Annotated in this window: 20 protein-coding genes; 14 read left to right on the top strand and 6 right to left on the bottom strand. The window is 55.8% G+C overall.

Annotation, left to right across the window (positions count from 1 at the left end; translation table 11 throughout):
* Positions 1-99 precede the first annotated feature (99 nt).
* Complete coding sequence (acnB, locus tag HMPREF3107_RS00850) at positions 100-2685, top strand: bifunctional aconitate hydratase 2/2-methylisocitrate dehydratase (protein WP_070452217.1); 2586 nt, start codon at positions 100-102, stop codon at positions 2683-2685.
* A gap of 357 nt (positions 2686-3042) precedes the next feature.
* Here the strand turns inward: acnB and HMPREF3107_RS00845 are convergent, their stop codons facing one another.
* Positions 3043-4386 carry a DEAD/DEAH box helicase gene (locus HMPREF3107_RS00845; RefSeq protein WP_070452214.1) on the bottom strand — a complete coding sequence of 448 codons (1344 nt, stop codon included), beginning with the start codon at positions 4384-4386 and terminating at the stop codon, positions 3043-3045.
* 337 nt (positions 4387-4723) lie between these two features.
* On the opposite strand from HMPREF3107_RS00845, the gene HMPREF3107_RS00840 reads away from it, so the two are divergent.
* The 9 genes from HMPREF3107_RS00840 (at position 4724) to HMPREF3107_RS00805 (ending at position 12498) form a co-directional block, all read left to right on the top strand.
* Positions 4724-5701 (top strand): class I SAM-dependent methyltransferase, encoded by a 978-nt coding sequence (locus HMPREF3107_RS00840; protein WP_070452211.1) that lies wholly within the window; start codon positions 4724-4726, stop codon positions 5699-5701.
* Between the two features lie 58 nt (positions 5702-5759).
* Positions 5760-7643 (top strand): M16 family metallopeptidase, encoded by a 1884-nt coding sequence (locus HMPREF3107_RS00835; protein WP_070452208.1) that lies wholly within the window; start codon positions 5760-5762, stop codon positions 7641-7643.
* 195 nt (positions 7644-7838) lie between these two features.
* The gene (locus HMPREF3107_RS00830; protein WP_070452205.1) at positions 7839-8348 is read left to right on the top strand and encodes an insulinase family protein; all 510 of its coding nucleotides are present in this window, start codon (positions 7839-7841) and stop codon (positions 8346-8348) included.
* Between the two features lie 45 nt (positions 8349-8393).
* Positions 8394-8549: a hypothetical protein gene (locus tag HMPREF3107_RS12035; RefSeq protein ID WP_168160503.1), complete on the top strand. Its 156-nt coding sequence runs from the start codon at positions 8394-8396 to the stop codon at positions 8547-8549.
* A 154-nt stretch (positions 8550-8703) separates the two neighbouring features.
* A complete protein-coding gene (locus HMPREF3107_RS00825) occupies positions 8704-9930 on the top strand; it encodes a multifunctional CCA addition/repair protein (RefSeq protein WP_070452202.1) in 1227 nt (408 codons plus the stop codon).
* A gap of 76 nt (positions 9931-10006) precedes the next feature.
* Positions 10007-10693, top strand: coding sequence for a TetR/AcrR family transcriptional regulator (locus HMPREF3107_RS00820; RefSeq protein WP_070452199.1), 687 nt, complete (start codon positions 10007-10009; stop codon positions 10691-10693).
* 185 nt (positions 10694-10878) lie between these two features.
* Positions 10879-11382, top strand: a complete 504-nt coding sequence (locus HMPREF3107_RS00815) for a hypothetical protein (protein ID WP_070452196.1) — start codon at positions 10879-10881, stop codon at positions 11380-11382.
* 100 nt (positions 11383-11482) lie between these two features.
* Positions 11483-12202: an AzlC family ABC transporter permease gene (locus HMPREF3107_RS00810; RefSeq protein WP_070452194.1), complete on the top strand. Its 720-nt coding sequence runs from the start codon at positions 11483-11485 to the stop codon at positions 12200-12202.
* Positions 12199-12498 (top strand): AzlD family protein, encoded by a 300-nt coding sequence (locus HMPREF3107_RS00805; RefSeq protein ID WP_070452191.1) that lies wholly within the window; start codon positions 12199-12201, stop codon positions 12496-12498. Before HMPREF3107_RS00810 ends, HMPREF3107_RS00805 begins: the two co-directional genes overlap by 4 nt.
* 282 nt (positions 12499-12780) lie before the next feature.
* Here HMPREF3107_RS00805 and HMPREF3107_RS00800 read toward each other — a convergent pair whose 3' ends face one another.
* Positions 12781-13413 (bottom strand): class I SAM-dependent methyltransferase, encoded by a 633-nt coding sequence (locus HMPREF3107_RS00800; protein ID WP_070452189.1) that lies wholly within the window; start codon positions 13411-13413, stop codon positions 12781-12783.
* Positions 13414-13607: 194 nt separating this feature from the next.
* Between HMPREF3107_RS00800 and HMPREF3107_RS00795 the strand changes: the two genes are divergently transcribed.
* From HMPREF3107_RS00795 to HMPREF3107_RS00785, 3 genes are all read left to right on the top strand, one after another.
* Entirely contained in the window at positions 13608-15662 is a 2055-nt protein-coding gene (locus tag HMPREF3107_RS00795) for a LysM peptidoglycan-binding domain-containing protein (RefSeq protein WP_070452186.1), read from the top strand.
* Between the two features lie 84 nt (positions 15663-15746).
* Positions 15747-17123 (top strand): phosphomannomutase/phosphoglucomutase, encoded by a 1377-nt coding sequence (locus tag HMPREF3107_RS00790; protein WP_070452183.1) that lies wholly within the window; start codon positions 15747-15749, stop codon positions 17121-17123.
* A gap of 121 nt (positions 17124-17244) precedes the next feature.
* Positions 17245-17766 carry a hypothetical protein gene (locus tag HMPREF3107_RS00785; protein ID WP_070452180.1) on the top strand — a complete coding sequence of 174 codons (522 nt, stop codon included), beginning with the start codon at positions 17245-17247 and terminating at the stop codon, positions 17764-17766.
* A gap of 56 nt (positions 17767-17822) precedes the next feature.
* Here the strand turns inward: HMPREF3107_RS00785 and metF are convergent, their stop codons facing one another.
* The gene (metF, locus tag HMPREF3107_RS00780) at positions 17823-18662 is read right to left on the bottom strand and encodes a methylenetetrahydrofolate reductase [NAD(P)H] (RefSeq protein ID WP_041961352.1); all 840 of its coding nucleotides are present in this window, start codon (positions 18660-18662) and stop codon (positions 17823-17825) included.
* A 252-nt stretch (positions 18663-18914) separates the two neighbouring features.
* On the opposite strand from metF, the gene adk reads away from it, so the two are divergent.
* On the top strand, positions 18915-19562 hold the full coding sequence (gene adk / locus HMPREF3107_RS00775) for an adenylate kinase (protein ID WP_002232195.1): 648 nt from the start codon (positions 18915-18917) through the stop codon (positions 19560-19562).
* Positions 19563-19821: 259 nt separating this feature from the next.
* Here adk and HMPREF3107_RS00770 read toward each other — a convergent pair whose 3' ends face one another.
* From HMPREF3107_RS00770 to HMPREF3107_RS12220, 3 genes are read right to left on the bottom strand one after another with little or no spacing between them, the layout of a single operon-like run.
* Positions 19822-20676, bottom strand: coding sequence for a DUF1853 family protein (locus HMPREF3107_RS00770; protein WP_070452177.1), 855 nt, complete (start codon positions 20674-20676; stop codon positions 19822-19824).
* A 30-nt stretch (positions 20677-20706) separates the two neighbouring features.
* Positions 20707-21288, bottom strand: coding sequence for an aminodeoxychorismate/anthranilate synthase component II (locus HMPREF3107_RS00765; RefSeq protein WP_070452174.1), 582 nt, complete (start codon positions 21286-21288; stop codon positions 20707-20709).
* Between the two features lie 28 nt (positions 21289-21316).
* A complete protein-coding gene (locus HMPREF3107_RS12220; protein ID WP_070452171.1) occupies positions 21317-21586 on the bottom strand; it encodes a helix-turn-helix transcriptional regulator in 270 nt (89 codons plus the stop codon).
* Between the last annotated feature and the right edge of the window lie 171 nt (positions 21587-21757).

The following is a 21757-nucleotide window of genomic DNA, read 5'->3' as shown; positions in this document are numbered from 1 at the left end:
CACATATTCCTATTTTGTAAATTTTGGTTTATAGTTCGGCCACTACTGCGGACTACATCCCGCATGGTTTCAGAAGAAAAACACATAAAGGAACAAAATATGTTAGCAACTTATCGCAAAGCCGCCGCCGAGCGCGAAGCACTCGGCATCCCAGCCCTTCCTTTAACCGCGCAGCAGACTGCCGATTTGGTTGAATTGCTGAAAACCCCGCCGGCCGGCGAAGAAGCATTTCTGGTCGAACTGCTTGCCCACCGTGTTCCGCCCGGTGTGGACGATGCCGCTAAAGTGAAAGCCTCTTTCCTGGCTGCCGTTGCCGAAGGCAGCGCATCCAGCCCGCTGGTTTCCCCCGAATATGCTACCGAACTCTTAGGTACGATGCTCGGCGGTTACAACATTCACGCCTTAATCGAACTCTTGGACGACGACAAACTCGCGCCAATCGCTGCTAAAGGCTTGAAACATACGCTTCTGATGTTCGATTCTTTCCACGACGTTCAGGAAAAAGCTGAAAAAGGCAATAAATACGCGCAGGAAGTTTTGCAATCTTGGGCGGATGCCGAATGGTTTACCTCACGCGCCAAAGTTCCCGAAAAAATTACCGTTACCGTCTTCAAAGTTGACGGCGAAACCAATACAGACGACCTCTCTCCCGCTCCTGACGCGTGGAGCCGTCCCGATATTCCGTTGCACGCGCTGGCAATGTTGAAAAACCCGCGCGACGGCATCACTCCCGACAAACCGGGCGAAGTCGGTCCGATTAAATTGTTGGAAGAACTTAAAGCCAAAGGTCATCCCGTTGCCTACGTCGGCGACGTGGTCGGTACCGGTTCTTCTCGTAAATCTGCGACCAACTCCGTGATTTGGCATACCGGCGAAGACATCCCGTTCGTACCGAACAAACGTTTCGGCGGCGTGTGCTTGGGCGGCAAAATTGCGCCGATTTTCTTCAATACTCAAGAAGACTCCGGTGCATTGCCGATTGAAGTCGATGTTTCCGCGCTGAAAATGGGCGATGTCGTCGATATTCTGCCTTATGAAGGCAAAATCGTGAAAAACGGCGAAACCGTTGCCGAGTTCAGCCTGAAATCTCAAGTATTGCTGGACGAAGTGCAAGCCGGCGGCCGTATCAACCTGATTATCGGTCGCGGTCTGACCGCCAAAGCGCGCGAAGCACTGAAACTGCCTGCTTCTACCGAATTCCGTCTGCCTCAAGCGCCTGCCGAAAGCAAAGCCGGTTTCACGTTGGCTCAAAAAATGGTCGGTCGTGCCTGCGGTCTGCCCGAAGGACAAGGCGTTCGTCCGGGTACTTACTGCGAACCGCGCATGACGACTGTCGGTTCGCAAGACACTACCGGTCCGATGACCCGCGACGAGTTGAAAGACTTGGCTTGTTTGGGCTTCTCCGCCGATATGGTGATGCAGTCTTTCTGCCACACCGCGGCTTATCCGAAACCTGTCGATGTCAGAACCCATAAAGAACTGCCTGCCTTTATTTCTACCCGTGGCGGCGTGGCTCTGCGTCCGGGCGACGGCGTGATCCACTCATGGCTCAACCGCCTGCTGCTGCCCGATACCGTCGGCACCGGCGGCGATAGCCACACCCGTTTCCCTATCGGTATTTCCTTCCCTGCCGGTTCCGGCTTGGTTGCTTTCGCAGCAGCCACCGGCGTGATGCCGCTCGATATGCCTGAGTCCGTATTGGTACGCTTCAGCGGCAAGTTGCAACCGGGCGTAACCCTGCGCGATTTGGTGAACGCCATTCCGCTTTACGCGATTAAACAAGGTTTGCTCACCGTCGCCAAAGCCGGTAAGAAAAACATCTTCTCCGGCCGCATCCTTGAAATCGAAGGCCTGCCCGATTTGAAAGTGGAACAAGCCTTTGAATTGACCGACGCATCCGCCGAACGCTCCGCCGCCGGCTGTACCGTGAAGCTCAACAAAGAGCCGATTATCGAGTACATGAAATCCAACGTCGTGTTGATGAAAAACATGATTGCCGACGGCTATCAAGACCCGCGCACTTTGGAACGCCGCATCAAAGCCATGGAAAAATGGCTGGCTAATCCGGAGCTGCTCGAAGCGGATAAAGATGCCGAATACGCCGCCGTGATTGAAATCAATATGGACGACATCAAAGAGCCGATTATCGCCTGCCCGAACGACCCGGACGACGTATGCTTCATGTCCGAACGTTCCGGCACCAAAATCGACGAAGTGTTCATCGGTTCGTGCATGACCAACATCGGCCACTTCCGCGCTGCTTCCAAACTCTTGGAAGGTAAGAGCGACATCCCCGTCCGCCTGTGGGTTGCGCCGCCGACCAAAATGGACGCGAAAGAGTTGTCCGACGAAGGCCACTACGGCGTACTCGGCCGCGCCGGCGCGCGTATGGAAATGCCGGGCTGTTCGTTGTGTATGGGTAACCAAGCCCAAGTACACGAAGGCGCAACCGTCATGTCCACTTCCACCCGTAACTTCCCGAACCGCTTGGGTAAAAACACCTTTGTTTACCTCGGCTCGGCAGAGTTGGCGGCGATTTGTTCCAAACTGGGTAAAATCCCGACCGTTGAAGAATACCAAGCCAACATCGGTATCATCAACGAACAGGGTGACCAAATCTACCGCTACATGAACTTCAACGAAATCGACAGCTACAACGAAGTAGCTGAAACGGTGAACATTTGATAGGTTGATAAAACGGTTTCAGACGGCCTCCGAATCTATAAAGTCCGTCTGAAAACAAAAAACGGAATGGTTTTGACTATTCCGTTTTTTTATGGTGCAAACAATGCCTTTTTTGTAAGAGGCAGGGGCTGAATCAAGGTCAATAAGTATGTGCCCGTATCAGCTAATCCTATATTCCATAGAATGTAGGCAACTGTCCGTTACTTGAACATTTTCTTAAGTCTTTGTTTAACTATTTTGCTATATAAACCCAATGATGACCATAGCTTTTGTTCAATTTATGAATAGGATTGCTGCAAAGATTTCATCTAAAAAAGCGGACATTCCTGTCCGCTCTTGTATGTGATATTAGCTTTTCTAACGCGATTTGCTCATGCCGCTTTTTGCTTTATCTTTAAATCTATCTTTTTTCTTAAATCCTTCTTTTTTGAAGCCTTCGCCGCGTGATTTGCCGCCGAAGCCTTCTTTGCCCGGTTTCTTATCACCGCGCCAGCCGCCGGATTTTCTATCACCCCAGCCGCCTTTGCCTTTCGGCTTGCCGCCTGCGGATTTGCGCTTGCGGGTCGGTTCCATGCCTTCGACGGTCACTTCGTTCAGCTTACGGTCGATATATTTTTCGATTTTGTGCACTTTGACGTATTCGTTCACTTCGGCGAAGGTAATCGCAATACCGGTACGGCCTGCGCGACCGGTACGGCCGATGCGGTGAACGTAATCTTCAGCCTGTTTTGGCAAGTCGTAGTTGATAACGTGGGTAATGGTCGGCACGTCGATACCGCGTGCAGCAACATCGGTGGCAACCAAAATTTTGCAGCGGCCTTTGCGCAAATCCATCAGCGTGCGGTTACGCCAGCCTTGCGGCATGTCGCCGTGCAGGCAATTGGCGGCGAAACCTTTTTCGTACAAATCGTCGGCGATGACTTCGGTCATGGCTTTGGTGGACGTGAAAATCACGCATTGGTCGATGTTGGCGTCGCGTAGGATGTGGTCGAGCAGGCGGTTTTTGTGGCGCATATCGTCGCAATACAACAGCTGCTCTTCGATTTTGCCTTGATCGTCCACACGCTCGACTTCGACGACTTCAGGGTCTTTGGTCAGTTTGCGCGCCAGTTTGCCCACCGCGCCGTCCCAAGTGGCGGAGAACAACAAAGTCTGACGATCGCTCGGCGTCGCTTCCACGATGGTTTCGATGTCGTCGATAAAGCCCATGTCCAGCATACGGTCGGCTTCGTCCAAAATCAGCACTTCCAAACGGTCAAAATCGACTTTGCCGCTTTGCATCAAGTCCATCAGACGGCCCGGCGTGGCGACAATCAGGTCAACCGGTTTGCTCAGGGTGCGGGTTTGGTAGCCGAACGATGCGCCGCCGACGATGCTGACGGTGCGGAACCAACGCATATTTTTGGCGTACGCCAGCGCGTTTTTCTCGACTTGCGCCGCCAATTCTCGGGTAGGCGTCAATACCAACGCGCGCGGGCCTTTTCCCGGTTTTTCGCTGCGTTTGGTCAGTCGCTGCAAAGTCGGCAGCAGGAAGGCGGCGGTTTTGCCGGAGCCGGTTTGCGCCGAAGCCATGATGTCGCGGCCTTCCAAAGCAAACGGAATGGCTTGCGCCTGAATCGGCGTCGGGCTTTCGTAACCCTCGCTGCGCACGGCGGACAAGATGTTTTTATCAAGGTTCAAATCGGCAAATTTAATAGACATGGCTATCCTAAAGAGACAACAACGCGCACGCCTGAACGGTTTTCAGACGACCTGAAGCAAAGGAAAGTAACGATACGGGAAATGTGAAGTTACAGGGTTGTCGCAAGCATCTTGCTTGTAGTTAACATCGACAACAACCTGCACAGAAAGGCTTGGCAAATATGCAAGCAATAAAAGAAACGCGCCCGAAACGGCGGTTTAGGTTGGAAGACGATGGCTTCGTATAAAAAGGCGAACGGCGGATAATATAGATTTTATGGATAACGGTCAAGCAAAAAGGCATCAAGTGCGTTAAAATCCAAACCCTTCCCAATCCTCATTCAGGCCGTCTGAAACCATGACCGACATCACACCCTTCGCCAACCGCATGGGCAAAAACATCAAACACCTCATGAAATGGGCGAAACGCAACGGCATCGAAGCCTGGCGCATTTACGACCGCGACATCCCCCAATTCCCTTTTGCCGTCGATGTTTACGGCGACCAAATCCACCTTCAGGAATACAATACCGGCTGGCTGATGCAGCTCGAAGAATACGAAGCGTGGCTTGCCGAAGTATTGGAAGCCGTCGCCTTCGTTACCGGTTTTGCGCCCGAACAAATCCACCTCAAACGCCGCGAACGCCAAAAAGGCCTACAGCAATACGAAAAAACCGGCAAAACCGGCGACGATTTCGTCATCACCGAAAACGGCCGCAAGTTTTGGGTCAACCTCGACAAATACCTCGACACCGGCCTCTTTCTCGACCACCGCAACACGCGCAAAAAAGTCGGCGAAACCGCAGCGGGCAAACGCTTCCTCAACCTGTTTTCCTACACCGGCAGCTTCACCGTCTATGCCGCCACCAGCGGCGCGGTATCCAGCGAAACCGTCGATTTGTCCAACACTTATCTCGATTGGGCGAAACGCAATTTCGAACTCAACGGCATCAGCCCCGAACAACACAAAATCGTCCGCGCCGACGTGTTCCAATACCTGCAAAATGCCGCCGCCGAAGGCAAACAGTTCGACCTCATCGTCATGGATCCGCCCAGTTTCTCCAACAGCAAAAAGATGCTCGACATCCTCGACATCCAGCGTGACCATCAAAAACTCATAGACGGCGCGATGAACCTGCTCGCTTCAGACGGCATCTTGTACTTCTCCAACAACTTGCGCAGCTTCGCCTTGGACGACTCGGTATCGGAACAATACGCCGTCAAAGACATTTCCAAACAATCCGTCCCCGACGATTTCCGCAACAAGAAAATCCATCAATGTTGGGAAATCAGGCATCGTTCCGCCGTTTCCCAAACCACCATGAAACAGGCATAATGCCGAGCTTCGGAAGCCGTCTGAAACCATATTTTATGAACCTCCACCGATTCTTTTTTTGTGCCTAACCGCGTGCATCAGCATCCATGCCGCTGCGGCAGACTATCTTCAAAGCCGTCTGAACAACGGCCTGCGTTACCATATTCTGCCTACGGGGGAGCATAACAGCCGCCTGGCCGTGCAATTACAGGTGGAAGTGGGCGCGGCAGACGAAGAAAACGGCGAAGAAGGCATGGCGCACATGGTCGAGCACATGAATTTCCGCAGCAGCCCTGCCTATCCGCAGGGAATCGCCGCACAACTGAGTGCTCGGAGCTGGCAGATGGGGCGCCATTTTAATGCCCAAACCACATACGACTATACTCGCTATCTCCTCCTTCCCCCGCGCGGCAACCGCGAACTAGAAGACAGCCTGACCATAGCCGCCGAAATCCTGCGGCCGCGCCAATTCAAGCCTTCAGACTGGCAAATCGAGCAAAAAACCGTCCTCAACGAATGGCGGAACCGCCAAAACGCTGAAAACCGCCTCACACTGAAGCGCAACGCCCCTCTGCTGCAAGGCTCGCACCACGGCCGTTATCCGCCCATCGGCGGCGAAACCGCCATCCGTACGGCGGAAGCCGGACAACTTAGCCGATTCCACAACAAATGGTATGCCCCGAACAATGCCGTCATCCTGATTACGGGAGACATTGACCCGCAAACCGTACAGCGCGAACTGACAAAACGGCTGGGCGACCTCCAACGCATCACACTGCCAGCCCGTTGCGGCATCGAATGCGAACCACCGCTGCAAAACGGCTGGCGCAGCGCAACGGTTCAGGATGCGGAAAACGGAGACAGCAGCCTGGACCTCGTCTTCCGCTTCCGCAACCCGTCCTCTCGCCGGGCCGACAGCGAAGGCGAATACCAACGGCTACTGGACAACTTCGCCGCCTACATCATCGAAAGCCGTCTGAAAAAACAAACCCTGCCGCCCACCATCCTTTCCCTTTCGCTGCACAGCGGCAATTTGGCGCGGCAAACCGGTTCGGTCAGCATCTCTGCCGTAACTACTCCCGACGGTCACCGCAACGCCCTCCATACCCTGCTGAACCTGCGCCGCAGCATCTTGGCCGAGCCGGCAACCGAAGAAGAAATTGCCGCTTACCGCCGCCTTTTTGCCCCAAACACCCCGATTTCTGCAACGTCGGTTCTGCCGCAGAACCTCACTGCCGCACTGCAAGATGCCGACCGCGGCATTTTCAGACAACAAAGCTGGCAAAACCGTACCGAATACAACAAAACCGTGCGCCAACAGCTTTACCGCATCGACAGCAAAGCAGTGAACCGGCGCATCCGCGAATGGCTGGATGCGGACGACAAACTGGCCGTCGCCCGCGCGCCCGGCAACCGGAAACCCGAACTGCCCGACAGCAGCCGCTTCGAACAATTCGCTGCTTCGGCACTGCCTCCGGCACAAACCGCAACATCGCAGCCGAACCGCCGGGAAAAGAAAAACAAACTCTCCTCAGCGGCGAAAAAAACCGTTCGACCAGACGACGGCGCAATGCCGCTACTGCCGCAAAACCGCCCTTCTGCCGACGGTTCGCCGTTTTATGCCCCCATCCCCGGCCAAGTTCTCAACAGCCGCTTCGACCATCCCAATAAAGTCGCCTATTACCAACTCGGCAACGGCGACCAGGCCGTCATCCTGCAACACCCCAGCGCCGGCGACCGTGTCTATTTCCAAGCACTGTCCGAAGGCGGCTATATGCAGAGCACGCTCAATCCCCTGCAGGCCAAACTGGCCGCCGAACTGCTTTGGCAGCAAATGCCCGACAAATGGCAGCAATGGAGCAGGCCGCACGGACTGGGCTTGAATTACCGCCTCGACAGCCACAGCCAAAGCGTCAGCGGCGACGTCCCTTACGTCCGGCTGGGCGAACTGCTCCGCCTGTAGCGCGCCTACTACATCCAGCCCGAATTCAACGAACGCTGGAAAGGCCATCTGCAAAATGCCGCCCAACGCCTGTCCGTCCGCCGGCAATCGCCTACCGGCCGCAAAGATGTTGCAGCCGCACTCCTCTATTACGGCCGTGCCGAATATAGCGAACCCGATGCACAAACCGTCGCCGCATTCGACCGCAACGAACTTTTGCGGCAATGGCAGCGTCTGGGGGCCACCCGGACCAACTACTATCTGGTCAGCAGCCAGCAGCCCGAACGCATCAAGCCGATGCTGGAACAATACCTCGCCTCCATCCCCCGCCGTCCTGCGGCCAATACGCACCTGACACCGTCTTCTGGCAACGGTACCGTCCGCATACATGAAAACGATTCTGCACGCAGCGACGTACTCATCCGTTCGTGGCAGCCGTTTTACAACTGGACGCCCGAAACATCGGAACAAATCCCCCTGCTGGCAAACCTGGCTGCCGCCCGCCTGAAAGCCGCCCTGCGCGACCGCGAGCAAGGCGTGTACAGCCTGCAATTCAGCGTCCGCCCGCTGCCGCACCTCAACCGCATCGAAAGCGAATTGAGCTTCAACACCGACCCCGCCCGTGCCGACCAACTGGTACAGGCCGCATTGCACATACTGGAGCAAATGTCGGAAAACATCAGCAAAACCGAATCCGACAATTTGCGCCGGCTGTTTGTCGAATAGGAAGCCCTGCGCAGGCGTGACCCGAAAGCCTGGCTGGAACGCCTGATGCAGAGCCACCGCAAATACGGCGACGCCCGTTACCTGAAGCAACTGCCCGACCTGCATTACAGCATCATCCAAACCCGCCTGCGCCACACGGTGAAACTCCTGTGGGCCTCGCACAACACCCGGATTTTAATCAACGCCCCGAAAAAACCCTGACAAAACACCCCGCCTGCAGGCCGTCTGAAAACCGCATACCGCCTCCCTGCCCTTTCAGACGGCCTCCCCCATTGAGGCCGTCTGAACGACAAAGCATCCGAAGCATCAACCTTTTGCGTATAATCTGCCGCTTTCCCGCACACACCTACACATCATGCAAACCTACCTCGTCGGCGGCGCAGTCCGCGATTCACTACTGGGCCTGCCCGTCCGCGACCGCGACTGGGTCGTCGTCGGCGCGGATGCCGAAACCATGCTGGCGCAAGGTTTCCTGCCCGTCGGCAAAGACTTCCCCGTCTTCCTCCACCCCGACAGCCGCGAAGAATACGCACTGGCGCGCACCGAACGTAAAACCGCCAAAGGCTACACCGGATTCGCCTTCCATGCCGACAAAGACGTTACCCTCGAACAAGACCTGATGCGGCGCGACCTGACCATCAACGCCATCGCACAGTCTTCAGACGGCCGCATCATCGACCCCTTCGGCGGCGAGGCCGACCTGCGCCGCAAAATCCTGCGCCACGTCTCCCCCGCCTTTGCCGAAGACCCCGTCCGCATCCTGCGCACCGCCCGCTTCGCCGCCCGTTACGGCTTCGAAGTGGCGGAAGGAACCATGTGCCTGATGCGCCAAATGGTGGAAGCGGGCGAGGCCGACGCCTTGGTGGCCGAGCGCGTCTGGCAGGAACTGGCCAAAGGGCTGATGGAGAAACAGCCGCGCCGTATGTTTGAAATCCTGCGCGAATGCGGCGCGTTGAAAGTGCTGCTGCCCGAAATCGACGCCCTGTTCGGCATCCCGCAACCCGCCGCCCACCACCCCGAAATCGACTGCGGCCTCCACACCCTGATGGTTTTACAGCGCGCCGCCGACATGAACCTCGGCCTGCCCGCCCGCTACGCCGCCCTGCTGCACGACTTGGGCAAAGCCCTGACCCCGCCCGACCTCCTGCCCAAACACCACGGCCACGACCTTGCCGGCATTGCCCCCGTGCAAACGGTAAACCGCCGCTGGCGCGTGCCGAAACAATGCGCCGAACTGGCCGAACTGGTCTGCCGCTGGCACATCGTCCTGCACAACGTATTCACGCTCAAAACCTCTACCGCATTGAATGTATTACAAAAAACAGACGCATTCCGCCGCCCCGAACGCTTTCGGACGACCTTGGACGTCTGCCAGGCCGATATACAAGGACGGCTGGGGCGGGAAAACGCACCCTACCCCCAACGCGCCCACTGGCTCGCCCTTTTGGAAGCCGCCGCCCAAACCGACACCGCCGCCATCGCCGCCGCCTGCGAACATCCGGCAGACATTCCGGAAGCCGTCCGCCGCGCCAGGCTGGAAGCCATCCGGCCGCTGCACAAAGCCCGTATCCAAACCGATTGATTGAACGCAGCGGCACCGAACCCGAAAAGGCCGTCTGAAACACACAGCCCTCCACGCCCTGCACCGAAAGCACGCCATGAACAAAGAAACCCGACCCAACACCTACAACCGCATCCTCGATGCCGCATTGAAACTGTTCAACGAAGAAAGCGAACGCAACACCACCACCAACCACATCGCCTCCCACCTCGGCATCAGCCCCGGCAACCTCTACTACCACTTCCGCGGCAAAGACGAAATCATCATCCAGCTCCACCGCCGTTACAGCAGCCGCATGATGGCCTGGATACGCGAAGCCGACGCGCCGCAAACCCTGTCCGACGTGGTGGACTATTTAGACGGCATTTTCGACATCATGTGGGCATACCGCTTCCTGTTCAGCGACATGAACGCCCTGCTTTCCCGCAGCTCCGAGCTTTTGGGCGAATACAACGAATTCACCCGCGCCAAAGCCTCGCCCGTGGTGCTGCACTACCTCGAACACCTGGCCTCCGTCGGCCTGCTCCGCGCCGATAAGGAAGACCTGCAAAACCTCGCGCTGAACATGTGGATTATGACCAAATACTGGTTCGACTTCCGCGGCTCCGTCCGCGGCCGCCACAAACTGCCCGAAGACTCGAAACGGCTGGGCGTCATCCGCAACCTCAGCATGCTGAAGCCCTATCTCGACCCGCGCAGCCTGCCCGAATTCGAAGCCGCCGTCTCCCGCCTGAAAACGCCCGAAAACACCCTCAGGCCGTCTGAAAAACCGTCTGCCGAATAACAAAGATGTGCAAAACGCAGACAGCCCGCCCTACCAAGGCACGGCACTGCAAACGACGGATTGCGCCGCCACAACGACCCATACACGCACCAAGCATATTTTGAACGGCCGTCTTAAACGGCAACGTGGCAATTTCGCCTTCAGGCCGTCTGAAAACCCAAACCAAGCGACAAAATTAAGTTCCCATGTTTATCCTGCAAATCCTCTCCGTCTGCCGGACAAAACGCAGCCGTGCCGCCCCGTTGGCAGGCATACGCAACCGCCTGCCGCGCGCCCTGCCCCTGCCGGACACCGTTTTGGACTGCGAATACGGCTGCCACAGCCAACACCATCAGGAATTCTGTTCTCAGGGCGGAACCGCCGTTTTTCTCGCCGGCCAACCCGAATGTAAAATCTGGCAGGCCCTGCCGGTGAAATTGAACGGCGATTTCAAGTTTGCCCGGCAAGCCGACCATATCGACATTTATTTCACCGACCAACGCGACAGACGGCAGGCACGCAAAAAACTGTTTGCCTTAGCGAAAGGGCAAACCGCACAACTCCGCATCAACGGACGCACCTGCGGATTCGATGACACTTACTACACGCAAAATACCTACAATTTCGCCCATGCCGACAATGTACCGCGAGAAATCTTTACACAGCGCGGTTTCGACTACACCGTGTCGCTGGAAAACCACCTGTTTTAGCTTTGGCATCTTTGCCTGTAATTTACACACAGGCCGTCTGAAACGGCGCAAACCCTGTTTTTCAGACGGCCCCAACCTTCCAACCACCGTTTTACCCGATATGAACACACCGCAACTTCCCTCGCCGCGTTCGGAATTCCTCCGGGGCATACTCGACACCCTGCCGGTCATCATCGGCCTGCTGCCCTTTGCCCTGATTTTGGGCATACAGGGCGGAAACAAAGGCATGAGCGCGCTCGAAATGGCCATGATGACCGGACTGAACTTTGCCGGCGGCTCCGAATTTGCCGCCGTCGGCCTCTGGGCGCAGCCCCTGCCCATCCTGCTGATTATCGGCGTCACCTTCATGATCAACATCCGCCACATCCTGATGGGTGCGGCACTCACGCCGTATATCAAGCACCTGCCGATGAAAAAAATCCTGCCCACCCTGTTTTTTATGACCGACGAAAGCTGGGCGATGTCCATGGCCGACATCCGCAAACGCAAAGAAGCCGGCCTGCCCCTGTTCAGCCTGCCCTACTACACCGGTATCTGCACTACCCTTTACATCATCTGGGTGGCCTCCTCCGCGCTCGGCACCGTCATCGGCCCCTACTTGGGCAACATCGACAACTGGGGCTTCGGCATGGCCTTTCCCGCCGTATTCCTCGTCTTACTGCGCGGCATGTGGAAAGGCTGGAAACCCGCCCTGCCCTGGCTTGTGAGCCTGATGACGGCAATCACCGCCTACCTGCTGTTCAAAGGCGCGTGGTACGTCCCCGTCGGAGCCGCCGCCGGTTTATTGTGTGCCTACATAACGGGCGGGAGCGACGCATGATTTCATTCGATTCGATATTGGTCATCCTCGGTATGCTGTGCGTTACCTACGGCACCCGCCTGATCGGCTTCTTCGCCCTCCGCAAACGCACTTTGAGCAAACGGGCGGCCAAAGTCATGGATGCCGCCCCCGGCTGCGTGTTGGTTTCGGTCATCGCCCCCTACTTTGCCTCCGACAAACCGCACGAACTGATTGCCGCCGCCATCACCCTCCTTGCAGCCTGCCGCCTCCCCATGCTGCCCACAGTCATAATCGCCGTCGCCTCCTCCGGCCTGCTCGGCCTGCTGATGAACTGAAGGCCGTCTGAAAACAAAGTAAGCATATTTTCAGACGGCCTCCAAGCCGAAACATCAGCCGTGCAAACAAAAACGGCCTGAAACCCATCAAAGGTATCAGGCCGTTACTATTGAAATCCAAACCAAGACATCAAAATAAACTGCAAACAAAACACTGAAAACAGCAGCAAGAAAATTATCCCGTTATTTCAACAATATTACCAAGCCTCCTTTTCAGCTCGACGCACAGCAACACCGCCACAAAACAGGCCAACCGGCAGACTCACTGCCCGCCGTTTTTCTTCACATACCAAACGCCAGTCCGTCCACCACATTCGGATAATCGTCGTCCAGCGGCCTGATGCCCACCTGACGTTTGGACAACACCACCCCATACACCAGCGCGGTTGCAGGCCATCCGTGCACCTGCCACCCGCCGTCATCCGCCGCATCGTGCAAAGGCCAGCCTGCCAGCCATTCCGTCCGTTCAAACACAAAACCCGCCGCCTCAAACGCCTCTTTCAGACAGCCGAACGGCAACCCGCCGCTTTCGCAGGGAAACGGTTTGCGTTCGATACGGTAAAGCAGCCGCCACACCGAATGCGGATTGAAACCGCTCAACACCAAACGCCCTTCCGCCGCCAATACGCGGTATGCCTCGTCGGCTACCGCTCCGCAAGATTTTCCGTCGTCTAAAGCATGAGGCAGTAACAGCAAATCCATGCTTTCCGCCGCAAACGGCAATGCCTCCGCCGCCATCATGCAATCCCGTCCGGCCCGCACAGGCGCCCCTTCCGTCAAATCCCATTGCGGTAAACCCAGCTGCAAGGCCGTCTGAAAATACACATCCCGCAACATATCACGGAAAAACTCACGCTCGCAGGCGGCGGCGGACAAGCCGACCCTGCTGCGCTCAAACCAAACATTTCCGTCCATATCGCCTCCCGCCTTTCGGTCGCTCAAACCGACAAACGGTCATTCTACTCCCAAACATTACTTGACGCACATCAAGACAACGGCATATATAAAAGCTTAATATATTGAAAATTTTTACACTTCTCCATCCTTGACGTATTCAACCCCGAAGCGTTACCATCGGGGGCTGATTTGACTCTGATTTGCCGAACATCATGACCCATATAAAAACACTTGTCGCAGCCATTACGGGCTTATCTTTCTTCTCCGCTCCCGCCTTCGGGCAAACCTATACCAAAAATCAAATCGGCATGGCGATGATGCGCACCAACACCATCGCCCTCGACCACGGCAAAATAAAATCGGGCCACAACAGCGTTTGGGCGCATCTGCGCGGCGACTTCCGCATGTCGGAAGTCAATCCCGAACTGGTACGCCGCCATGAAAGCAAGTTTGTTTCCTCGTCGGCCTATTTCAAGCGCACCATCGAACGCAGCCGCCCCTACATGTACCACATCAGCAACGAAGTGGCCAAACGCAACATGCCGGCAGAAATCGCCCTGCTGCCCTTCATCGAAAGCGCGTACGTTACCAAAGCCAAATCGCACGTCGGCGCATCCGGCCTCTGGCAGTTCATGCCCGCCACCGGCCGCCACTACGGCTTGGAGCAAACCCCTCTGTATGACGGCCGCCACGACATTTATGCCGCCACCGATGCCGCGCTGAACTACCTCCAATACCTACACGGCCTGTTCGGCGACTGGTCGCTGGCACTGGCCGCCTACAACTGGGGCGAAGGCAATGTCGGCCGCGCCGTAAACCGCGCCCGAGCCCAAGGCTTGGAGCCGGTCTACGAAAACCTGCGCATGCCGAACGAAACCCGCAACTACGTACCGAAACTCTTGGCGGTGCGAAACATCGTCAATAACCCCGAATATTTCGGCATGAGCTTCGCCGACCTCGACAACAAGCCTTTTTTCAAAGCCGTCGACATCGACCAACCGATCGACCTGAGCGCGGCCGTCCGTTTGGCCGACATCAGCCAGGCTGAATTCGACGCGCTCAATCCGGCATTCAAATCACCTGTCTACATTCCGAAAACCGGCCGCAAACTGCTTCTCCCCGCCACGGCAATCGCCACCTTCGAGCGCAACTACAAAAAAGCCGACCGCGCCAGCCTGCTGTCATGGGATGTTTACACACCTTATGCCAACACCACCCTCTCATCCATCGCCGCCGAAACAGGCATGAGCACTGCCGAACTCAAACGCCTGAACGGCTTGAGCAAAGAAAGCGTCGCCGCCGGCCGCAGCCTCCTGATTGCGAAAAACAGATTCAGCGGCAGCCCTGCAGCCGTTCCGGCCAATTTCGCCGCCTTGGATGCCGATATCAATCCGAACGACAATAAACTCCAAACCGTTCCCAACTTGAACATTGCCGTTACGGAGACAACATTCAAACCAAGCCGTCAAACAGTCGACATTCAGACGGCCTCAGCCGCACAGCCCGCACCTGACACCTTGCGTCCGCCTGTGCAAACCGCTGCCGTTGACTTTACCAAACAAACCACCCAAGCCGCCGCACCGACTGTAACCAATCAGCCTGTTGCCGCCGCATCCGCAGCCCCCTCTACCGACGAGGTTGAAGACCGCATCCAGCAACTGGCCTCCGCATCCGCAAGCCAAAACGCCCCGCAACCGGCTACGGCAGCCGTGGCAGAAGGCGGCAATAACGAACTGCTAATGACCTTCGTTCAAGAATCAGGCCTGTCCGAAAACAGCGACACCGTTGCCGTTGCAAACAGTGGCCCGAACCAGCTTGAAAACGAACAGGTGGCACAAGAAGCCGCCGAGCGCAGCCGCCAAGCCAAATTGGCCGCCGAACGGGCCAAACAGCAAAAACAGGCAGCCGAAGCCCGCTCTTTGGCCGCAGCGAAAAACAGCGGTACTCCAACCACCCACAAAGTCGGCAGCGGCGACACCCTGTTCAATATCGCCAAACGCTATGACATGAATGTGGCCGACCTGATTGCAAGCAACAACATCAAAGGCAACACCATCCACACCGGCCAAATTCTGAAAGTCGCGGCAGCCAAAGGCAAACAAACCGCCAAAGCCTCCGTGCAACCGGTTTCCTACACCGTACGGCAAGGCGACACTTTGACCGACATCGCCCGCCGTTTCAACGTAAACGTCAACGATGTCCGCCGCTGGAACAACAACAGCAGCAACATCAAACCGGGACAAAACATCAAACTGCAAGGCAGCTAACCGCTCCTTCCCATTTTCAGACGGCCTCTGTCACACCACAGGCCGTCTGAAAACATTTACAACCCGTCAAAACAGGAAAGACCCATGGCACAAATCGCCCCCGAAATCTTCAAAGCCTACGACATCCGAGGCATCGTCGGCAAAACGCTTACCGAAGAAGCCGCCTACCTGATAGGCCGCGCCTTTGCCGCCCGTGCCGCCGCGCAAAACATCCGCGCCGTCGCCGTCGGCCGCGACGGACGCTTGAGCGGCCCCGTCCTATCGGAAAGCCTGATTCGCGGATTGACCGACAGCGGCATGGACGTGACCGACATCGGTATGGTAGCCACCCCCATGCTGTATTTTGCCGCCGTGAAAGAATGCGGCGGCAGCGGCATGATGATTACCGGCAGCCACAACCCGCCCGACTACAACGGCTTCAAAATGATGCTGGGCGGCGAAACACTGGCCGGAGAAGCGATACAGGAACTGCCGGCATCCATCCGTCAGGAACAATTCACCGACGGCAAAGGCAGCGTGGCCGTACAAGACATCTATCCCGCCTATGAGGCCGCCATCACCGCCCACATCCAACCGGCACGGCCGATGAAAATCGTCATCGACGCAGGCAACGGCGTCGCAGGCGCATATGCAGGCCGCCTCTACCGCGCCCTGGGCTTCGACGTGGAACAACTGTTTTGCAACGTGGACGGCCACTTCCCTAACCATCATCCCGACCCTGCCAAACCGGAAAACCTGCAAGACTTAATCCGCGCCCTGCAAAACGGCGATGCAGAAATCGGCCTGGCCTTCGACGGCGACGGCGACCGTTTGGGCGTGGTCACCAAAGACAGCAACATCATCTATCCCGACCGCCAACTGATGCTGTTCGCCCAAGACGTACTCAGCCGCAACCCGAACGGCAAAGTGATTTTCGACGTCAAATCCACCCGCCTGCTCGCCCCATGGATACGCCGGCACGGCGGACAGCCGCTGATGGGTAAAACCGGCCACAGCTTCATCAAAGCCGCCATGAAACGCGAAGGCGCACTGCTGGCCGGGGAAATGAGCGGACACACCTTCTTCAAAGAACGCTGGTTCGGCTTCGACGACGGCATGTATGCGGGTTGCCGGATGCTGGAAATCCTCTCGCGCAGCAGCAATCCTTCGGCCATCCTCAACAGCCTGCCGCAAAGCATTTCCACGCCCGAACTGAACATCGACCTGCCCGAAGGCGAAAACGGCCACGAGCTCATCTCCAAACTGGCCGCCACCGCGCGATTCGACGGCGCGGAAGAAGTCATCACCATAGACGGCCTGCGCGTGGAGTTTTCAGACGGCTTCGGCCTGATGCGCGCATCCAATACCACACCGGTTTTGGTGCTGCGTTTTGAAGCCGACAACGAAAACGCCATCCGCCGCATCCAGCAGCAATTCAAAACCATCTTGGAAAGCCATCCGTCGCTGCACTGGCCGCTGTAAACGCCGAGGCGGGGCTGGCAAACACCATCCCGCCGCATACGGTAAAAGGCCGTCTAAAAACCATTTCCCGGCATTTCAGACGGCCAAACAATACAGTACCCTACTTTCAAGGTATTGCATTATGACAGACAAAAACATATTTTCCGCAGCACATATTTTTGCCAGCGCCCGCCTGTCTTCATTGTGCATCTGCCTGTTCCTTTTGATGGTATTGGTGCAATCAGGTATCTACACGCCGCAAGGCAAAGGCGGTGATTTCCTCAGCTGGGACTGGCCGGTCATCATCCTGCTTTTATGGATCGGTTTCATCTCATTCCGCTACCTGCCCGTATGGCGGCTGAAACGTAAAGGCTTAAACAAACGGCAAATCCGCCGGGCAAAACGCTTGTCCGACCGTGCGCTGCAATCTCCGAAAGGCGTCCTGTTTCATTTCGTCTATTTTTTCATGATGCTCTTTGCAATTTGCTTTTTGATTGTTTCGTCTATTCTTTTCACAATATTTTATCCAAACGGGACGTTAGTCAAAATTTTTCAAAACGAATTCTACTGTGCCTTCATCCTTACCGCCCTGCCGCAATTACTCTGTCAGGCGGTTTTTGCAAACCGGGTGTTGTCGGTTTGGCAGAAAAAGAAGGCCGTCTGAAAACACCTTTCCCGAATCCGGTGTTTTCAGACGGCCTTTATTGATTTATCCGGTGATCAATAACCCAAACGCTGGCAGATGGTTGACACCAAACCGGCCTGATTGAGCGTATAGAAATGCAGGCTGGGCGCGCCTTCGCGCAACAGGCGTTCGCACATTTCGGTTACCACGTCCAAAGCCAAAGCCTTGATGGCGGCACTGTCGTCGGCATAAGACTGCAACTTCAAGCGCAGCCAGCGCGGGATTTCCGCACCGCAGGTATCGGAAAAGCGAACCAGTTTGGAAAAACTGGCAATCGGCATGATGCCGGGGATAATCGGAATATCCACCCCGCGCCCGCGCACATCGTCAAGGAAGCGGAAATAGGCATCCGCGTTGTAAAAATATTGGGTAATCGCCGAATCCGCGCCCGCTTTGGCTTTACGGACGAAATGGTTGAGGTCGTCCTCCGCGCTGCGCGCCTGAGGATGATATTCGGGATAGGCGGCGATTTCGATATGGAAATGACTGCCGTATTCGTTTTTAATCAGTTCCACCAATTCGTTGGCATAACGCAGCCCGCTGGTGCCCGCGCCCATGCCGGAAGGAATATCGCCGCGCAAGGCGACAATGTGGCGCACGCCCATTTCTTTATAGGTATCCAAAAGTTCGCGGATTTCCGCCGCCGTCATACCGATACAGGGCAAGTGCGGCGCGGCGGCCGTGCCTTCGGCCAAAATATCGCCGATGGTCTGCATCGTGCCGTCCCTAGTCGAACCGCCCGCGCCGGACGTGCAGGAAAAGAATTCCGGGGAAAACTGGCGCAACTGTTTGCGCGTAATCACCTGCTTGGCACGGCCTTCGGGCGTGCGGGTGGGGAAAAATTCAAAGCTGAGTTTTTTGCTTGGAGAAGTCATGGCCTGTTTTGTTTTTTGTTTGCGAATGCCCGCAGTGTATGTGTTTAACTGTTTGATAACAAGATAAAAAACCGGAATCATGGTGAAAAATATTGTCCCCGCCCATGAACTGTTTTTTTGTTGTTTGATTTATTTGGTGATTTTCAATTGGCAGGCCGTCTGAAAAACCATGCTTTTCAGACGGCCTCTAAAGTATTAAGATTCGCTAAGTACGATTACAGACCCTTAACATTCCACAAAAAGGACACTTCCATGAAAGTATTATTGTTAGGCGCGCCGGGCGCGGGCAAAGGCACTCAGGCACAATTCATCACCGCTGCGTTCGGCATCCCGCAAATTTCTACCGGCGATATGCTCCGCGCTGCGATTAAAGCAGGTACGCCGCTGGGTTTGGAAGCGAAAAAAATCATTGACGAAGGCGGCTTGGTGCGCGACGACATCATCATCGGCATGGTGAAAGAACGCATCGCGCAAGACGACTGCAAAAACGGTTTCCTGTTCGACGGTTTCCCGCGCACACTGGCACAAGCCGAAGCAATGGTTGAAGCGGGCGTGGATTTGGACGCGGTGGTTGAAATTGACGTACCCGACAGCGTAATTGTCGACCGCATGAGCGGCCGCCGTGTCCACTTGGCTTCGGGCCGCACCTACCACGTTACCTACAATCCGCCCAAAGTCGAAGGCAAAGACGACGTAACCGGCGAAGATTTGATTCAGCGCGACGACGACAAAGAAGAAACCGTCAAAAAACGCCTTGCTGTTTACCACGAGCAAACCGAAGTGCTGGTCGATTTTTACAGCAAGCTGGAAGGCGAACACGCGCCGAAATACATCAAAGTTGACGGCACTCAGCCGGTAGAAGCCGTGAAAGCCGAAGTATTGGGCGCATTGGGCAAATAAATGCCGCAGTGATTTAACGATAAAAGGCCGTCTGAAAAGTATTTGCCGCGTGAGGGCGGATACTTTTCAGACGGCCTTTCGCCATAGAAAATTCAATTTGAATCGGAATCGGAACAAAGCCGAACCAAACCGCACCACCGTGTTGTCCAACTCGTCCCACTCAAGCAATATCGCCCGGTTACTGTACTAGCCATACCGCTTGCAGTTTGATGACACGATAACAGCAACGTAAACACATCTGTCGGCCGCATCCGGCCTCTTACCGCTTCATTACCCGTTCCAACTCATGCCACATTCCGTCCGGCCGGCGTTGCAGCACGGCAACTAATCCGCTGCCTAAAGTACGGATTTCGCCCCACGGCAAGGTTTCCCCTTCCGCCACCCGTGCCGGTGCCAGATAAGCGGTACGCGGCAGCGGATAATAGCGGCACTCATCCCCCCAAGGGCTTTCAGACAGCCATTCGTGCAGAAAAACACCGTGCCAGCCATGGATATTCAAAGGTTCGGGCAGCCGTGATTCTGAAGGCGCGAACAGAATCCCGCGCACAATACTCGCGCTGTGCAAGGCTGCCGTATGGCTTATGCCTGCCGCCGCCAATGCCCGCACGCCCGCCTCACTGTGCGCCAAAGTGAGTTGGCGTGTCAATTTGTCCGCCTTGTCCGGCCAACGGTCGTGAGGATTGAGTCCGCATAAGCCATCCATTGCGGCTTTATCCGTGCCGTAATATTTGCAACACAGCTCAATGTGGTAAAGGCGGCTGCCGATTTCGGCAACGAAATCCAGCGCGCCCAAAGTGTTGGGGCCGTCTGAAACCGTCAGGTTGCGGGCTAAAAGACGGCAGTGCGGCGCGTGTTGCAGCCAAAAAGCCAGCAGGCTTTCGGCATAAAGCCCCAGTCTGCCGCCGAACGGCGTTTCCTGCGCCAAATGGCCGTGCAGGGATTTGGGACTGCCGTCCAATTCCAGCAGAAAACGGAAACCGCGTTCCCCGAGCAATGCGGCTACGGGCAGTTCGCTGCCGCTGTGCCACAAAGCGGGAGCGGCCAGCACGGCGGCCAGCGCGCGGACATCTGGGTCGGTCAAACGCCACCAAAGCGCATCCAAGGCATAATTCATTTTTCAGACGGCCTCAAACCGGAACAGGGGTTAAGCGCGAAAATCACGAAATTCGCGCAAGAAATTGTCCAGCATTTCGTGCCCGTGTTCGGTCAGCAAGGCTTCCGGATGGAACTGAACGCCCTCGATGGCATATTCTTTGTGCCGCACGCCCATGATTTCCTGATCCTCCGTCCATGCGGTTACTTCCAGACAATCGGGCAGCGTATCGCGGGCAATGACGAGGCTGTGATAACGCGTGCAGGTAACGGGATTGGGCAAACCTTTAAACATGCCCTTGTTTAAATGGAACACGGGCGATACTTTGCCGTGCATCAGCGTTTTTGCCCGCACCACATTCCCGCCGAACGCTTCGCCTATCGTCTGATGGCCGAGGCACACGCCCATAATCGGCAGCCTGCCGGCAAAATGGCGCATGACGGCGACGGAAATGCCTGCTTCTTTGGGCGAACAAGGACCCGGCCCGATAACGAGATACTGCGGTTTCAGGGCTTCGATTTCTTCAAGCGTGATATCGTCGTTGCGCCGGACGACGACCTCCTGACCGAGTTCGGCAAAATATTGGACGATGTTGTAGGTAAAACTGTCGTAATTATCGATAAACAAAAGCATAATTTAGATATATTATTGATTTATAATGTTATATTTTTAAATTATTACTCTTAATACCCGCTTTTATACCCGCTTTAATTTTGGTGTTGGCGGCTTCTGCGGTTTCAAGAATCCAACGCTGGATTTCGCTCTCCAGCCAGTATGTAATTCTGCCATCTTTCCGCCCCTTTGGGAAAGTGCCGTTTTTCATGCCCTCATAATTGTAGAAACCAGTAGCGTTGTTTACAGTATTTCCAGGAGAATACTGAAACAGGAACATGCACAAAAACACCTGCTTCACCCCATACCACCAAGCCATTTGACAGGCCTACACACAGGAAAAGGAAAGTGTCACCTCTCTAGCACACCGCTATCAAGTCAGCCGCGTCACCATCTACCGCACACCTGATTGATCCCTGCCCATACCTGATTGAGTGCGTTTACTCCGACAACGGTACCGGAATACAAAGGCTCGGCCAACCATGCTTTC

Origin of the sequence: Neisseria sp. HMSC31F04 (genome assembly GCF_001807735.1) — a bacterium.
Lineage (GTDB): Bacteria > Pseudomonadota > Gammaproteobacteria > Burkholderiales > Neisseriaceae > Neisseria > Neisseria elongata.
This window is presented reverse-complemented; position numbering and strand designations above follow the sequence as displayed.

Bases quoted from the DNA above. Each gene is read 5' to 3' on its own strand.
- acnB (WP_070452217.1), top strand. From the start codon at position 100: ATGTTAGCAACTTATCGCAAAGCCGCCGCCGAGCGCGAAGCACTCGGC.
- HMPREF3107_RS00845 (WP_070452214.1), bottom strand. From the start codon at position 4,386: ATGTCTATTAAATTTGCCGATTTGAACCTTGATAAAAACATCTTGTCC.
- HMPREF3107_RS00840 (WP_070452211.1), top strand. From the start codon at position 4,724: ATGACCGACATCACACCCTTCGCCAACCGCATGGGCAAAAACATCAAA.
- HMPREF3107_RS12035 (WP_168160503.1), top strand. From the start codon at position 8,394: ATGCAGAGCCACCGCAAATACGGCGACGCCCGTTACCTGAAGCAACTG.
- HMPREF3107_RS00825 (WP_070452202.1), top strand. From the start codon at position 8,704: ATGCAAACCTACCTCGTCGGCGGCGCAGTCCGCGATTCACTACTGGGC.
- HMPREF3107_RS00820 (WP_070452199.1), top strand. From the start codon at position 10,007: ATGAACAAAGAAACCCGACCCAACACCTACAACCGCATCCTCGATGCC.
- HMPREF3107_RS00815 (WP_070452196.1), top strand. From the start codon at position 10,879: ATGTTTATCCTGCAAATCCTCTCCGTCTGCCGGACAAAACGCAGCCGT.
- HMPREF3107_RS00810 (WP_070452194.1), top strand. From the start codon at position 11,483: ATGAACACACCGCAACTTCCCTCGCCGCGTTCGGAATTCCTCCGGGGC.
- HMPREF3107_RS00805 (WP_070452191.1), top strand. From the start codon at position 12,199: ATGATTTCATTCGATTCGATATTGGTCATCCTCGGTATGCTGTGCGTT.
- HMPREF3107_RS00800 (WP_070452189.1), bottom strand. From the start codon at position 13,413: ATGGACGGAAATGTTTGGTTTGAGCGCAGCAGGGTCGGCTTGTCCGCC.
- HMPREF3107_RS00795 (WP_070452186.1), top strand. From the start codon at position 13,608: ATGACCCATATAAAAACACTTGTCGCAGCCATTACGGGCTTATCTTTC.
- HMPREF3107_RS00790 (WP_070452183.1), top strand. From the start codon at position 15,747: ATGGCACAAATCGCCCCCGAAATCTTCAAAGCCTACGACATCCGAGGC.
- HMPREF3107_RS00785 (WP_070452180.1), top strand. From the start codon at position 17,245: ATGACAGACAAAAACATATTTTCCGCAGCACATATTTTTGCCAGCGCC.
- metF (WP_041961352.1), bottom strand. From the start codon at position 18,662: ATGACTTCTCCAAGCAAAAAACTCAGCTTTGAATTTTTCCCCACCCGC.
- adk (WP_002232195.1), top strand. From the start codon at position 18,915: ATGAAAGTATTATTGTTAGGCGCGCCGGGCGCGGGCAAAGGCACTCAG.
- HMPREF3107_RS00770 (WP_070452177.1), bottom strand. From the start codon at position 20,676: ATGAATTATGCCTTGGATGCGCTTTGGTGGCGTTTGACCGACCCAGAT.
- HMPREF3107_RS00765 (WP_070452174.1), bottom strand. From the start codon at position 21,288: ATGCTTTTGTTTATCGATAATTACGACAGTTTTACCTACAACATCGTC.
- HMPREF3107_RS12220 (WP_070452171.1), bottom strand. From the start codon at position 21,586: ATGGCTTGGTGGTATGGGGTGAAGCAGGTGTTTTTGTGCATGTTCCTG.